The sequence below is a fragment of the Bradyrhizobium yuanmingense genome, assembly GCF_029167105.1.
GTDB classification, from domain to species: Bacteria; Pseudomonadota; Alphaproteobacteria; order Rhizobiales; family Xanthobacteraceae; genus Bradyrhizobium; species Bradyrhizobium yuanmingense_A.
In genome coordinates this window covers 86,347-99,974 of record NZ_JARFML010000008.1, presented here as the reverse complement: position 1 = coordinate 99,974, position 13,628 = coordinate 86,347, and the positions used below count along the sequence as shown (strand labels likewise).

Here is a 13,628-nt window from a genome sequence, read left to right as displayed (position 1 = left end):
GAAAGACCAGGGAACGCGTTGATCACCGAACCCAATTGCGATTCGTCGCTGGGCGAGAGGCAAGTCCGGCCTCGAGGCCCAACAGGTGGCTTTTCAGGCAACTGAAGCGCCAGCGCGAACGGACGCACCGGACACCTTGTCAGCTCAGCAGGAAACCGGAGCCGTGAGGGTTGTGGAGCACATCCATCAGGATGTCAGCGACAACGTTGTCGTGACCTGCCTGTTGGCTCCATTGTTGGGACGCGGTCTGCGGATCGGCTGGCGCAGGTATTGTATCGGGGAGTTCGGACGGGATCTCGGTCGACAACGCCCCGTTTTCGGTGGAGCCGAACGCGAAGTTATCATCGAACGGTGCAGCGCCGATGGCGCCATCGCCATTGAGATCCTGCTGAAGCGTCGGCTCCAGTGCTTTTAGCGACGCATCGGACCCGAGCACTTCCGGGGCCGCGGCCAGCGTGGTCTGGAAGTTGCCGTTGGCGTCCGTGCTCCAGACGGAATAATGAGCGTTCGCCGAGTTCTTCCACACCACGTCGTAGCCGCCGCCGGACACCCTCTCGGCGCCGATCACCGACCACGTGCTGTAATTGGCCGCGTTCACCGCAGCACCACCATATTTCAGAACGGGTCCCGTGCCGGCTGCGTCGTACAGATAATAGTTGCCAGTGTATAGAACCGAGCGGGTCGATCCGAACGCCTCGATGGTCACGCCGCTCACGGGAACGAGAGTGACGCCGATCGTGCCGTCGCCGTTGATATCCTGTTGGAGCGTCGGCTCCAGCGCCTGCAGGGACGGATCGGAGCCCAGCACTTCAGGAGCAGCCGCGATCGTGGTCAGGAAGTTGCCATTGCTGTCCGTGCTCCAGACAGAATAGTGGGCGTTGGCCGAATTCTTCCACACCACGTCGTAGCCGCCGCCGGACACCTTCTCGGCGCCGATCACCGACCATGTGCTGTAGTTGGCCGCGTTCACGACAGAGCCGCCATATTTCAAGGTCGGTCCGGTGCCGGTCGAAATGTCGTCGAGGAAATAGTTACCGCCCGACAGGACCACCTTGGTCGATCCAAGTGTTTCGATGGTGACGCCGCTGACAACCGGGGCGACGGGAACGCCGGTCGTGCCGTCGCCGTTGATATCCTGTTGGAGCGTCGGCTCCAGCGCCTGCAAAGATGCATCGGTGCCCAGCACTTCGGGCGACGCGGCCAACGTGGTCAGGAAGTTGCCGTTGGCATCCGTGCTCCAGACGGAGTAGTGGGCGTTGGCCGAGTTCTTCCAGACCACATCGTAACCGCCGCCCGAGACTTTCTCGGCGCCAATCACCGACCATGTGCTGTAATTGGCCGCGTTCACGACGGAGCCGCCATATTTCAACGTGGGTCCGGTGCCGGCCGCGTCGTAAAGATAATAGTTGCCACTGTATAGAACCGTACGGGTCGATCCGAACGCCTCGATCGTGACGCCGCTGACGGAGGCGACGAACGTACCGATCGTGCCGTCGCCATTGAGATCCTGTTGGAGCGTCGGCTCCAGCGCCTGCAGCGATGGATCGGTCCCCAGCACCTCGGGGGCTGCGGCGAGCGTGGTCAGGAAATTGCCGTTGGCGTCAGTGCTCCAGACGGAATAGTGCGCGTTGGCCGAATTCTTCCAGACCACGTCGTAACCGCCGCCCGACACCTGCTCGGCGCCAATCACCGACCACGTGCTGTAATTGGCCGCGTTCACGACGGAGCCACCGTATTTCAGGGTCGGCCCGCTGCCGGTCGAAATGTTGTTCAGGTAGTAATTGCTGTTCGTCAGCACCACGCTGGTCGATCCGAACGCCTCGATCGCGCTCGGCACAAGGCTGGAGCTGGCGAGCGTGGTGCTACCAAACTGAAAATATTCGACACCGGTGACGGTATCGGTGCCGTCAGGCGATCCGCTGCGCAGGTCGACGAGGGTGAAGGTCTGTGTCGCCGCGTTGTAGGAAATGGTGTAGTTGGCCCGGCTGCCCGAATACACTGCGGTGTCCGTGCCTGAGCCGCCGTTGATGGTGTCGCTGCCCGCACCGCCGGTGATCGTGTCGTTGCCGCCGGCGCCGTTCAGCGTGTTGGCGATGGCGTTGCCGATGATCGTGTCGTTGCCGGACCCGCCAGTGGCGTTGTCGATGTAGGAGCGTGCGTCGCCGTTATAAAGATAGGCGTTGTAGACGTTGCCCGATGCGTAGTGGCCGTCGCCGAGATAGGCCAGTTGCACGGAGGAGAACACCGACGAGGCACCGGGATTGAGGTTGATGCTCAGGTTCGTCGTGTAGTTCGACAGGTCGTAGGTATCGATGCCGCCGCCGTCCCAGACGGTCTCGTAGATGCGATTGGCCGAGCCGCCGACGCCTCCGCCCGGTGCGAGCTGGCCGACGCCATTGATGAACTGCTGCCCCGTGGTCGGATTCCAGGTGTAGACGGTGTTGCTGCTCTGCGTCGTGTAGTCCGCGCCGTACATCGTCTGGAGCGCGAGGATATCGTTGGCCATGTAGGTCTGCGAATATCCGTAGGCTTCGTTGGTGTAGCCGCCCGTGGTCGAAGCGCCGACATAGCTGCGATAGCTCATGACGGTGTATTCGCTGCTGTCATGCGCACTCGGCACCGCGACGTTGCCGGGGCCGCCGGCCTCCTGGCTGTGCTTGAGGCCGATCGCGTGTCCGAGCTCGTGCAGCGCAGTGGTGAAGTAGTAATTGCCGAGCTTGGCCAGCGAGAAATTGTATTGAGTCCCGAACCAGATGTCGCCGCCGGGTGCATAATTGCCGGGATAGTAGGCGTAGGCGGTCGGATTGGCGGCCGACGACTGCGCGATCATGAGGTCGGCGCCGTTGGTGCCCGCATATTGGATGTTGGCGTTGGTGTAGCCGAGGATCAATCCGACGGCGTAGTTGATCGCCGCCTGGATCTGGGTGGGCACCGAGGCAAAGCCCGAGGTGGTCGGCTCGCCGCTGCCGCCGGAATAAGGATTCGAATAGTCGCTCGGCGCGTCAGGAAAGCTGTAGGTGATCGTGCCCGACCATTTGACGCCGGACAGCAGGCCGTCAATCTCGGCGTTGTTGGTGGCACTGACATAAACGGCGGTGGCCAATTCACTCTCCAAGCAACGCGTCGTGTGATTCGCCGCGGGGGCACATGATTCTAGCTAGAGAGTTAAACGTTTGGTTTAAATGGGGCAGCAGCGTTTGCGCTGCTCCCATAAGGCTGTGTTAGCCATTAAATACCGTAGTCATACGGAACGCGAGCATAGAGTTTCGTTCCCGGAACGCCCGTGATTTGCAGGGTTTCATGAAACGACGCACACTCCTGGCCGGCCTGTTTGGCGCCTTGATTGCGCTTGCTGGACTGTCCCATCAACGTCTCGGAGGACTGCCTGCGATGGTGGAGAAGGCCAAAGCAGAGGACAGCAGCAAGGCAAGGCGCGCGCCCTCCATGCCGATGGCGCGAGATCCTGCCGCTGCGGTGGCGGAGGAATATGAAGCGGCCCGCCGGAAAGGAACGCGAGAGGCCCTCGAGCTCTTCATTGCGCGCCACGGCGATGATCCTCTCGCCGCGCAGGCGCGCGCCGAATTGAAGCGCCTGTCGCGCTGATCTCGCAGACACCGCCCTCAGGCAAGGCATTTCGGCAGGCGGGACCGGCGTCGGGCCGGCTTGTCGCGTGATCTCTGGGCACTATGGTAGGCCCGCAATCTGTCCCGGAGCCTTTCACGATGCCCTTCCCGCATGCCTCGGAAGCCCTGTCGCGCTTCACCGTGCTCGATCTGACCCGTGTCCGCTCCGGGCCGACCTGCGTGCGCCAGCTCGCCGATTGGGGCGCCAACGTCGTCAAGATCGATGCACTGACCGAGGATGCCGGCGGCGAGCAGCCGGGGGGACCGCGGCGCGGTTCCGACTTCCAGAATTTGCACCGCAACAAGCGGGCGATGACGCTGAACCTGAAGGACGAGCGCGGGCTAGCGGTGTTCAAGCGCCTGGCCGCCAAGGCCGACGTCGTGGTCGAGAATTTCCGGCCCGACGTGAAGAAGAAGCTCGGCATCGACTACGACAGCCTCGCTGCGATAAACCCGCGCATCGTGTACGGCAGCATCTCCGGCTTCGGCCAGGACGGCCCCTACCACAAGCGGCCGGGCTTCGATCAGATCGCGCAAGGCATGGGCGGGCTGATGTCGATCACCGGCGCGCCGGGCGGAGGCCCGATGCGGGTCGGCATTCCCGTCGCCGACCTCACCGCCGGGCTGTTCTGCGCCATGGGCATCCTCACCGCGCTGCTCGAGCGCGAGGTCTCGGGCAAGGGACAATGGGTTCAGACCTCGCTGCTCCAGGCCCAGATCTTCATGCTCGACTTCCAGGCCGCGCGCTGGCTGATGGAGAAGGAGGTCGCCCAGCAGGCCGGCAACAACCACCCGACCAGCATCCCGACCGGCGTGTTCAAGACCTCGGACGGCTACATCAACATCGCCACGACTGGCGGACGGATCTGGGAGCGCTGCGCGCAGGCGATCGGCGCACCGGAGCTGTATGCCCATCCCGACTACGCGACGGCCCCTGCCCGCTCGAAGAACCGCGACGCGCTCAACGCAGAGATCGAAAAGCGCACCGTGATGAAGTCGACCGAGGCCTGGGTCCGCGAGTTCAACGAGGCCGGCGTGCCCTGCGGGCCGATCTACGCCATCGACCAGATGTTCGAGGACGCGCAGGTCAGGCATCTCGGCATTGCGCAGGACGTGCCGAACGACGAGGGCCGGCATATCCGCCTGGTCGGCCAGCCCGTAACACTGTCGCGCACGCCGAGCAGGATGGTGGCGCGCCCGCCGGAATTCGGCGAGCAGACCGAGGAGGTGCTGAAGGAGTTCGGCTTCCGCACTGACGAGATTGCCAAGCTCAGGGACGCCAAGGTGGTGTGACCTCGGTCGGAAACGACAATGCCCGGCAGGATCGCCGGGCATCGAAGGCAGTTTGCACTGGACAGCTCAGTATTTCGCGACGACGGGCGTCGGAGTGAACGCATAGTTGAAGCCGGCGCGCAGCACGTGATCGTGGAAACTCACGTCCGCCTGGTTGGCGGTCCCCGCGAAGTAAGTCTTGCTCCCGAAATCCATGTAGAGATATTCGAGCTTGGCCGACCAATTCCGGGTGAACTTGCGTTCGACGCCCGCGCCCACCGTCCAGCCGACTCGGGTGTCGGTGCTGGTTGTCCCCGGCCCGATCGGAAAGCTGAACCCGCCGACCGGAGTCGTGCCGCCGAGACCCGGCCCGAAGACCTGGATTCCAAGGGTGGTCGCGGACGAATATTTGAACTCGCCTACAGCGAGACCACCGGTGGCGTACCAGAGTGTCTGCGGATCCGACAGGACGCCGACGCGGCCGCGGAACGTCGCGAACCACTGCAGGTCGTAGGAAAGATTTGCGGTGAGCGTCGCAATGGAGTTGAAGTCGGTGCCGATCGGGAGACCGAAGATATTCGAACCGTAGCGCGCGCTGGTCGTGGTCACCGTCCGCGACGACCGCTCGCCGGTCCCCTGAATGTCGCCCTCGAGGCCAACGACCCATTTCGGATCCAACTGCCAGTTGTAGCCCAGCTGACCGCCGGCCACCCAACCATCGACATTCTGGCCGAACGAGCCGAATTGCGTGGCCGGGAACGGCAGTGCGATCGGCGCCACCGTCGTCTCCGCCCTCCCCCAGCTGTACCCTGCGTTCAAACCGGCATAGAAGCCCGTCCAACTCCAGACCGGATCGACGACGGCTGGGGCCTTCACGTAGGGCTTTGAAGCCAGATCAGCGGCCAGTGCGCTGCTCGCGACCAGCGATGCCGCCACAATTCCCATTACAACCTGCTTCATTGCAATGCCCCGTCAAAAAGAAAGAAATCTACCGGAAGGATAAGCGCCAAGCCCGGCCCAGTCTGTCGCGCAACAGCAACATCTGGAAACAATCACAAGGCGTGAGCGACCGGACAGTGACGACACATCAAAACCAAGGCCCTGATAGAATTCAACTTTTCGTTGCGCCGTCGTTTTGCCCCGCGGCCCTCCGGCCAGTACGGCCGAGCAGGCCGTCGATCACCGGCCAGAACAGCAGCAGAAGCGCCAGCGTCGTGATCGAGCCGACCAGGCCGTTCGACCAGAACACCTTCAGGGTGCCGCCCGAGCCGATCATCGACAGGCGGAAGGCATCCTCGGCACGGTTGCCGAGCACGAGCGCCAGGGTGAACGGCGCCAGCGGAATGCCGATCTTCTTGAAGACGTAACCGACCACGCCGAAGCCCAGCATCAGCCAGACGTCGAACATCGCGTTCTGGATGGCATAGGCGCCGATCGCGCAGGATACCACGATCATCGGCGCCACCGCCGCGAAGGGCACACGCAGGATCGAGGCGAAGATCGGCACCGTCGTCAGCACCAGCACGAGGCCGACGACGTTGCCGAGATACATCGAGGCGATCAGGCCCCAGACAAAATCCTTGTGCTCGACGAACAGTAGCGGCCCCGGATTGAGGCCCCACACCATCAGCCCGCCGAGCAGGATCGCGGCCGTGCCCGAGCCGGGAATGCCGAGCGCCAGCATCGGCAGCAGCGCCGAGGTGCCGGAGGCATGCGCCGCCGTCTCCGGCGCGAACACGCCCTCGATGCGGCCCTTGCCGAAGCTCGCGGGCTCCTTGGCGAAGCGTTTTGCCAGATTGTAGCCCATGAAGGAGGCCGCGATCGCACCGCCCGGGGTGATGCCGAGCCAGCAACCGATGAAGGAGGAGCGCAGCAGCGTCACCCAGTATTTCGGCAGATCCTTCCAGACGCCGAGCACGACGCGCAGCGAGATGCTAGCCGCATGCCCACGCAGCGCAAGGCGCTCCTCCATCGTCAGCAGGATCTCGCTGATGCCGAACAGGCCGATGACAGCGACCAGGAAGTTGATGCCGCGCAAGAGCTCCGGCGAGCCGAAGGTCATGCGCAGACTGCCGGACACCGTATCCATGCCGATGCCGGCCAGCAGCAGGCCCAGCGACATCGAGATGACGGTCTTGTGCTTGGCTTCGCGCCCGAGGCCGACGAAGGAGCAGAAGGTGAGAAGATACACCGCGAAGAACTCGGGCGGGCCGAATTTCAGCGCAAAGGACGAGATCATTGGCGCGAGGAAGGTGATCAGGAGCACCGCGACCAGCGAGCCGACGAAGGAGGAGGTGAACGCCGCGGTCAGCGCCTCCGCCGCCCTGCCCTGCTGCGCCATCGGATAGCCGTCGAAAGTGGTCGCGACCGACCAGGCTTCGCCCGGGATGTTGAACAGGATCGAGGTGATGGCACCGCCGAACAAGGCGCCCCAATAGATGCAGGACAGCATCACGATGGCCGAGGTCGGGTCCATCGTGAAAGTCAGCGGCAACAGGATCGCAACGCCGTTGGGGCCGCCGAGCCCGGGGAGCACGCCGACGAAGATGCCGAGCACCAGCCCGACCATCATGAGCACGAGCGTCTTCCACGTCAGCAGGACGGCAAAGCCGTGGAGCAGGAGACCGAGAGCTTCCATCGCGCGGGGGCTCCGCCTAGCGGCCGAGGGCCGCTTCGAGCGGCCCCTTCGGCATGATGACGTCGAAGGCGACGTCGAAGGTGACGAACATGACCGCCGTGAACGCGAAGGCTGTGAGCAGGGACTTCCACAGCGCGATCCGGCCGACCAGCCGCATGAAGCCCGCGATCAGGAGAAAGCTCGCGACATAGAGGCCGAGGAACTGCGTCGCCAGGCAGAACAGCAGCGTCGGCACGAACACCGCCAGCACGCGGCGGCCTTGCGCGCGCGTGACGAAGGTTCCGGGCGAGGCGCGCCGCGCAAGCAGCGCGGCGATCAGGCCGTAGAGGCTGCCGCCGGCGAGAATGACGGACAGATAGAACGGGAAATAGCCGGGCTCCGGCCCGGTCGCATCCCAGGACGCGCCGGTGCGCCAATTGTCGTAGCCAAGCGTGACCGCGAGCGCGAGCAGCAGCAGGCAGACGAATATCTCGATCGTGCCGGAAGAGACGACGGAAGGGGAATCGTCTTCGGGCGCGGTGGGATCCTCGACGACGATCTCGATATCTGTTTGGGACATGGACTGTTTGGACAGACTGCGTTCAAATCTCCCTCTCCCCGCAAGAACAGGCAGAGGGAGAAGAGAAGAGAGAGCTACTTCGCGACGAAACCGGCTTCCGTCATCAGCGACTTGTTCAGCGCATCGTCCTCCTCGAGGAATTGCACCATGTCCTTGCCGGTGAGGAAGATCGGCTTCAAGGCCTGCTTCTCCATGTAGTCCTTGTACTCCGCGGTCTGCGTCACCTTGTGGAACAGATCGACGTAGAACGCCTGCTGCTCCGGCGTGACCTTGCCGGGCAGGAACATCGCGCGCAGCATCAGATATTGCACGTCGACGCCCTCCTCCTTGCAGGTCGGTATGTCGGCCCAGGACTGGGTGTCGGTCACCTTGGTCGTATAGGCAATGCGCTCCCTGTCGAACACGCAGAGCGGACGCACCTGGCCGGCGCGCCAGACCTCGAGATTTTCGGAGGGGTTGTTGACGTTGGCTTCGGTATGGTTGCCGACCAGCTGGGTCGCGGCCTCGCCGCCGGATTTGTAGGGCAGATAGGAGAATTTCGCGCCGGTCTTCTGCTCCAGGAACACGGTGAGCACGTGGTCCTCGCGCTTGGAGCCGGTACCGCCCATCTTGAACGGCGCGCTCGCAGCCTTGGCGGCCGCGACGAACTCCTTCAACGTCTTGGGGCCCGCGCTGTTGTCCCACAGCACGAACTGGTCGAGCGCCACCACGGAGACCGGCGTCAGCTCGCGCCAGTTGAACGGGATCTTCGCCGACAGCGGCAGCATGTAGATCAGCGAATAGGCGATCAGCACCTTGTTGGGATCGCCCTCGCTGGACTTCATGTACATCAGCGCTTCCGCGCCCGAGGCGCCGCCCTTGAGCGAGACCACCATCGGCTGCTTCATCAGATTGTTCTTCTGGATCGCGGCCTGCATCATCCGCGCCATCTGGTCGGAGGCGCCACCCGCGCCCGCCGCCACCACGATCTCCACCGGTTTCGTCGGCTCCCAGGCCGCCACGGCCGGCGTGCTCAATAACAGCGCCGTCGCAGCGCCGAGGGCTTTCACTGGAATTCGCACGAGTTTCGTCCCCTTGTGTTTTTTTGAGTTGTAGGTGCGGAAAGTTCTATCCCTGCATAGTGCGGAGTAATCGTGCGAAGTTCAAGCAGACGCGCAATTGCACGCATATGACTTTCGACTGACGAATCCGAAGTCCGCGAGAATTACTTGCCCTTCCAGACCGGCGCGCGCTTGTTGAGAAAAGCGTCCATTCCCTCGCGGAAATCTTCGCTCATATAGGCTTTCAGGATCAGGTCCTCGCCTTCCTCGCGCGAGAGCGTGCGGCGGATGCGGCGCACGGCTTCCTTGGTCGCTTCCAGCGTCAGCGGCGCGTGGCTGGCGACGAGCTTTGCAGTCTCGTCGGCGCGGCGTTGCAGCGTCTCAACGTCAGGCACGACCTCGTTGAGCAGGCCGAGCGCCAGCGCCTCCTGTGCCTCGACCAGGCGCGCCTTGAAGATCATATCCTTGGTGCGGGCGGGACCGATCAGCGCGACGATGCGGCTGATGTTGGACATCGACAGGCAGTTGCCGAGCGTGCGCGCGATCGGAAAGCCCATCCGCGTCGTCTCGGTGCCGATGCGGAGGTCGCAGCAGGCCGCGATCCCTGCGCCGCCGCCGGTGCAGGCGCCGGCGATCGCCGCGATCACCGGCACGCGGCACTGCTCGAGCGTGCCGAGCACGCGATCGATGCGCGCCTCGTAGTCGAGCGCATCCTGCGCGGTCTTGAAGGCGCGGAATTGCGAGATGTCCGTGCCGGAGGCGAACGCCTTGTCGCCCGCGCCGGTCAGGATCAGCGCCTTGATCGAACGGTCGGCGTTGATCTCCTGGCAGATCTCCGCCATGCGGTCATACATGGCGAAGGTCATGGCGTTGCGCGCCTGTGGGCGGTTGAAGGTGATCCGCGCGATGCCGTCCGTGACGGAGTAGAGCAGGTCTTCGTTGGCAGTCGTCGGTGCGTTCATCGCAGCTCACTTTCTTCACTACAGTTCAGCCAGGCCGCCCTCAGGCAACCTGAGCCTTAGGCGACTTGAGCCGTGGTCATCGGCACCACGTCGCGTCCCTTGAGGACGTCCATGGCCGCCAATACGCCGCCGCTCCGGTGCGGGATCTTTGCGAGGTCGAGGCCCATCTCGACGCCGGCGAGCGTGCCCATCAGCATCAGATCGTTGAAATGGCCGATATGGCCGATGCGGAACACCTTGCCCTTGACCTTGTTCAGGCCGGTGCCGAGCGACATATCGAAGTTTTCCAGCACCACCTTGCGGAAGGCGTCGGCATCAAAGCCCTCGGGCACGCGCACGCCGGTCAGCGCCGGCGAATGCGCGGCGGGATCGGCACATTGCGTCTCCAAGCCCCAGACCTTGACCGCAGCACGCGTCGCGGCGCCGTGGCGCTTGTGGCGGGTCCAGACGTTCTCCAAGCCCTCCTCCTCCAGCATCTTCACCGCCTCGCGCAGGCCGTAGAGCAGGTTCGTCGCGGGCGTGTAGGGGAAGGTGCCGAGCTTGTTGAAGCTGATGACCTCTTGCCAATCCCAGTAGGAGCGCATGCCGGGGTTCGCCTTGGCGACCGCGAGCGCCTTCTCCGAGACGGCGTTGAAGCCGAGGCCCGGCGGCAGCATCAGGCCCTTCTGCGAGCCCGCGACCGAGACGTCGATGCCCCAGGCGTCGTGCTCATATTCCATCGAACCGAGGCCGGAGATGGTGTCGACCATCAGCAGCGCCGGATGCTTAATGCGGTCGAGGATCTTGCGCACCTCCAGCGGCGGCGTCACGCAGCCGGTCGAGGTCTCGTTGTGCACGACGCAGACCGCCTTGATGGCGTGCTGCTTGTCGGCGGCAAGACGCTTCTCGATCTCGGCAAGATCGGCGCCGTGGCGCCAGTCGCTCGGGATGAAGTCGACATCGAGCTTGAACTTGTCGGCGATGCCGCGCCACAGCACGGCGAACTGGCCGGTCTCGCACATCAAGACCCTGTCGCCGGGCGCGAACACGTTGACCATCGCCGCTTCCCAGGCGCCGGTACCGGACGAGGGGAAGATGATCACGGGCTGCTTGGTGCGGAATACGCGCTGCATTGCGGCAAGCACGGCAAAACCGAGCTCGGCGAACTCCGGACCGCGATGGTCCAGCGTCGGCATGTCCATCGCCCGCAGCACCCGGTCGGGCACGTTGGTCGGTCCTGGAATTTGTAGGAAATGCCTTCCAGTATGCACGGTCATCGGCGTCCTTCCCGGTCTTGCCTTGGTTTGGTGGGCGCCGAATAGCACCATTTGACCGGCTTGTCCTCTCCTCCAAAGGGCCGTTCTGCATAGCGTGGCGACCCGCCCTCGGCCGCTCCATCCGACCACCTTACGTGCCGACGATCTTCAGATGCGGCGCCGCATTGCCCTGCGGGCGCTGCTGCAGCAGCTTCATCGCGACATCGACGCCGCCGGAGCGGTGCGGCACGCCGGCTACCGACAGGCCCATCTCGACGCCGGTGAGCGCGCCGAGCAGCGTCAGCGCGTTGCATTCGCCGAGATGGCCGATGCGAAAGACCTTGCCGGCGACCTTCGACAGGCCCGAGCCGAGCGACATGTTGTAATTGTCGAGCACGACTTTCCGGAACTGATCGGCATCATGCCCCGGCGGCATCAGCACCGCTGTGAGCACCGGCGAGAACTCCGAAGGCTCCTGGCAGAGCACTTCGAGGCCCCAATGGTTGACCGCGGCCCGCGTCGCGGCCGCCAGGCGCTGATGCCGGGCAAAGACATTGTCGAGCCCCTCCTCCAGCAGCATCGCGATCGCCTCGCGCAGGCCGTAGAGCAGATTGGTCGCTGGCGTATAGGGGAAGAAGCCCTTGGCGTTGGGCTTGAGCATCTCCTCCCAGTCGAAATAGGACCGTGGCATCTTGTTGGTCCTGGACGCAGCCAGGGCCTTGTCCGAGATCGCGTTGAAGCCGAGGCCGGGTGGCAGCATGAAACCCTTTTGCGAGCAGCTGACGCTGACATCGACCTTCCACTCGTCATGACGATAGTCGACCGAGCCGAGCGAGGAGATGGTATCGACCATCAAGAGTGCCGGATGCGAGGCGCGGTCGATCGCGGCACGGATCTCGGCGATGCGGCTGGTCGCGCCGGTCGAGGTCTCGTTGTGCACGACCATCACCGCCTTGATGGTGCGCGCGGCGTCTTCGGAGAGCTTGGCCTCGATCACCGCGGGATCGGCGCCGCGGCGCCAGTCGCCCGGGACGAAATCGACCTCGACGCCGAAGCGCCCCGCCATCTGCCGCCACATGGTGGCGAAATGGCCGGTCTCGACCATCAGCACCTTGTCGCCCGGCGACAGCGTGTTGACGATCGCGGCTTCCCAGGCGCCGGTCCCCGACGAGGGGAAGATCACGACCGGCCCCCTGGTCTGGAAGATCTGCTGGCTGCCTTCGAGCACGGTGCGGCCGAGCTCGCCGAATTCGGTGCTGCGGTGGTCGATGACAGGCATGTCCATCGCGCGCAGGACGCGCTCGGGGACCGGGCTCGGGCCCGGAATCTGTAGGAAATGGCGTCCCTGAGGCATGCAAAGCTCCCTTTCGGCGGGTTATGGCCGGCTCTGCCGGCCATTTTGCATTCATTTTTTGTCCCTTCAATCGAAATCTGGTATTCGATTGCGAGCGTCGACGCGATCAACCGGGCAAACTACTGTGCTGCAAATGAAATCCACGATTCCCGACACCGGGGTTCCGATCACCCCGTCCGCCGGCAATGGCGATCGCCAGGAAAACCGTCACGAGCCCTCGCTGCATGGCGAGATCCTGCTGCGGCTGCGCGATTACGTGGTCGAAGGCAATATTCCTGAAGGCGCGCGCGTTCCCGAGCGGCAGCTCTGCGAGATGCTCGGCATCTCCCGCACACCGTTGCGCGAGGCGCTCAAGGTGCTCGCCGCCGAGGGCCTGATCGAGCTATTGCCCAACCGCGGCGCACGGGTGCGCCAGCTCAGCCAGCGCGATCTCGAGGAACTGTTCGACGTCATGGCAGGCCTGGAAAGCCTGGCAGGGCGCCTCGCCTGCGAAGCCATAACGGATGCGGAAATCACGGCGATCGAGCAGCTGCACTACGAGATGTACGGCCATTACCTGCATCGCGACATGCACGGCTATTTCCAGGCCAACCAGCGCATCCACGAGAGCATCGTCGATGCCGCACGCAACGATACGCTGAAGATTGCCTACGCCAATTTCGCCGGCCGCATTCGCCGCGTCCGCTACTCCGCCAATTTCGCCCGCAAGCGGCAGCGCTGGGCGGAAGCCATGCGCGAGCACGAGGCCATCCTCGATGCGCTGCGCCGCCGCGCCGGGAGCGAGCTCAGTGACATCCTGTTCCAGCATCTGCGCAACAAACGGACGGCAGCGATCGAGCACCTGACCGAGCCCCAAGAGGGCGCGCCGGCATCGCCTTGAGGGCGCCCGGCTTGCCCATTTTGCATTCACAATATAGTCGGTCAGGAACCACAATGAATATCCCA

Annotated in this window: 11 protein-coding genes; 3 read left to right on the top strand and 8 right to left on the bottom strand. The window is 63.9% G+C overall.

Annotated elements, in window-relative coordinates:
• Nucleotides 1-139: 139 nt before the first annotated feature.
• Nucleotides 140-3,103 (bottom strand): M10 family metallopeptidase C-terminal domain-containing protein, encoded by a 2,964-nt coding sequence (locus P0R31_RS12675; protein ID WP_275514357.1) that lies wholly within the window; start codon nt 3,101-3,103, stop codon nt 140-142.
• Nucleotides 3,104-3,300: 197 nt separating this feature from the next.
• Here P0R31_RS12675 and P0R31_RS12670 point away from each other — a divergent pair, with 197 nt between their 5' ends.
• Nucleotides 3,301-3,603, top strand: a complete 303-nt coding sequence (locus P0R31_RS12670) for a hypothetical protein (protein ID WP_275514356.1) — start codon at nt 3,301-3,303, stop codon at nt 3,601-3,603.
• A 119-nt stretch (nt 3,604-3,722) separates the two neighbouring features.
• Entirely contained in the window at nt 3,723-4,916 is a 1,194-nt protein-coding gene (locus P0R31_RS12665) for a CaiB/BaiF CoA transferase family protein (RefSeq protein WP_275514355.1), read from the top strand.
• 66 nt (nt 4,917-4,982) lie between these two features.
• Here the strand turns inward: P0R31_RS12665 and P0R31_RS12660 are convergent, their stop codons facing one another.
• From P0R31_RS12660 to P0R31_RS12630, 7 genes are all read right to left on the bottom strand, one after another.
• Nucleotides 4,983-5,855: an outer membrane protein gene (locus P0R31_RS12660; protein ID WP_275514354.1), complete on the bottom strand. Its 873-nt coding sequence runs from the start codon at nt 5,853-5,855 to the stop codon at nt 4,983-4,985.
• A gap of 151 nt (nt 5,856-6,006) precedes the next feature.
• Complete coding sequence (locus P0R31_RS12655) at nt 6,007-7,533, bottom strand: tripartite tricarboxylate transporter permease (RefSeq protein ID WP_275514353.1); 1,527 nt, start codon at nt 7,531-7,533, stop codon at nt 6,007-6,009.
• 16 nt (nt 7,534-7,549) lie between these two features.
• Complete coding sequence (locus P0R31_RS12650) at nt 7,550-8,092, bottom strand: tripartite tricarboxylate transporter TctB family protein (protein ID WP_275514352.1); 543 nt, start codon at nt 8,090-8,092, stop codon at nt 7,550-7,552.
• A 74-nt stretch (nt 8,093-8,166) separates the two neighbouring features.
• A complete protein-coding gene (locus tag P0R31_RS12645) occupies nt 8,167-9,141 on the bottom strand; it encodes a Bug family tripartite tricarboxylate transporter substrate binding protein (RefSeq protein WP_244941565.1) in 975 nt (324 codons plus the stop codon).
• A 155-nt stretch (nt 9,142-9,296) separates the two neighbouring features.
• Nucleotides 9,297-10,094, bottom strand: coding sequence for an enoyl-CoA hydratase/isomerase family protein (locus tag P0R31_RS12640; RefSeq protein ID WP_275514351.1), 798 nt, complete (start codon nt 10,092-10,094; stop codon nt 9,297-9,299).
• Between the two features lie 56 nt (nt 10,095-10,150).
• On the bottom strand, nt 10,151-11,350 hold the full coding sequence (locus P0R31_RS12635) for a pyridoxal-phosphate-dependent aminotransferase family protein (protein WP_275514350.1): 1,200 nt from the start codon (nt 11,348-11,350) through the stop codon (nt 10,151-10,153).
• Nucleotides 11,351-11,480: 130 nt separating this feature from the next.
• Nucleotides 11,481-12,683, bottom strand: coding sequence for a pyridoxal-phosphate-dependent aminotransferase family protein (locus P0R31_RS12630; protein WP_275514349.1), 1,203 nt, complete (start codon nt 12,681-12,683; stop codon nt 11,481-11,483).
• A 133-nt stretch (nt 12,684-12,816) separates the two neighbouring features.
• Between P0R31_RS12630 and P0R31_RS12625 the strand changes: the two genes are divergently transcribed.
• The gene (locus P0R31_RS12625) at nt 12,817-13,563 is read left to right on the top strand and encodes a GntR family transcriptional regulator (RefSeq protein ID WP_275514348.1); all 747 of its coding nucleotides are present in this window, start codon (nt 12,817-12,819) and stop codon (nt 13,561-13,563) included.
• Nucleotides 13,564-13,628: the final 65 nt, after the last annotated feature.

Bases quoted from the DNA above. Each gene is read 5' to 3' on its own strand.
- P0R31_RS12670 (WP_275514356.1), top strand. From the start codon at position 3,301: ATGAAACGACGCACACTCCTGGCCGGCCTGTTTGGCGCCTTGATTGCG.
- P0R31_RS12665 (WP_275514355.1), top strand. From the start codon at position 3,723: ATGCCCTTCCCGCATGCCTCGGAAGCCCTGTCGCGCTTCACCGTGCTC.
- P0R31_RS12660 (WP_275514354.1), bottom strand. From the start codon at position 5,855: ATGAAGCAGGTTGTAATGGGAATTGTGGCGGCATCGCTGGTCGCGAGC.
- P0R31_RS12655 (WP_275514353.1), bottom strand. From the start codon at position 7,533: ATGGAAGCTCTCGGTCTCCTGCTCCACGGCTTTGCCGTCCTGCTGACG.
- P0R31_RS12650 (WP_275514352.1), bottom strand. From the start codon at position 8,092: ATGTCCCAAACAGATATCGAGATCGTCGTCGAGGATCCCACCGCGCCC.
- P0R31_RS12640 (WP_275514351.1), bottom strand. From the start codon at position 10,094: ATGAACGCACCGACGACTGCCAACGAAGACCTGCTCTACTCCGTCACG.
- P0R31_RS12635 (WP_275514350.1), bottom strand. From the start codon at position 11,350: ATGACCGTGCATACTGGAAGGCATTTCCTACAAATTCCAGGACCGACC.
- P0R31_RS12630 (WP_275514349.1), bottom strand. From the start codon at position 12,683: ATGCCTCAGGGACGCCATTTCCTACAGATTCCGGGCCCGAGCCCGGTC.
- P0R31_RS12625 (WP_275514348.1), top strand. From the start codon at position 12,817: ATGAAATCCACGATTCCCGACACCGGGGTTCCGATCACCCCGTCCGCC.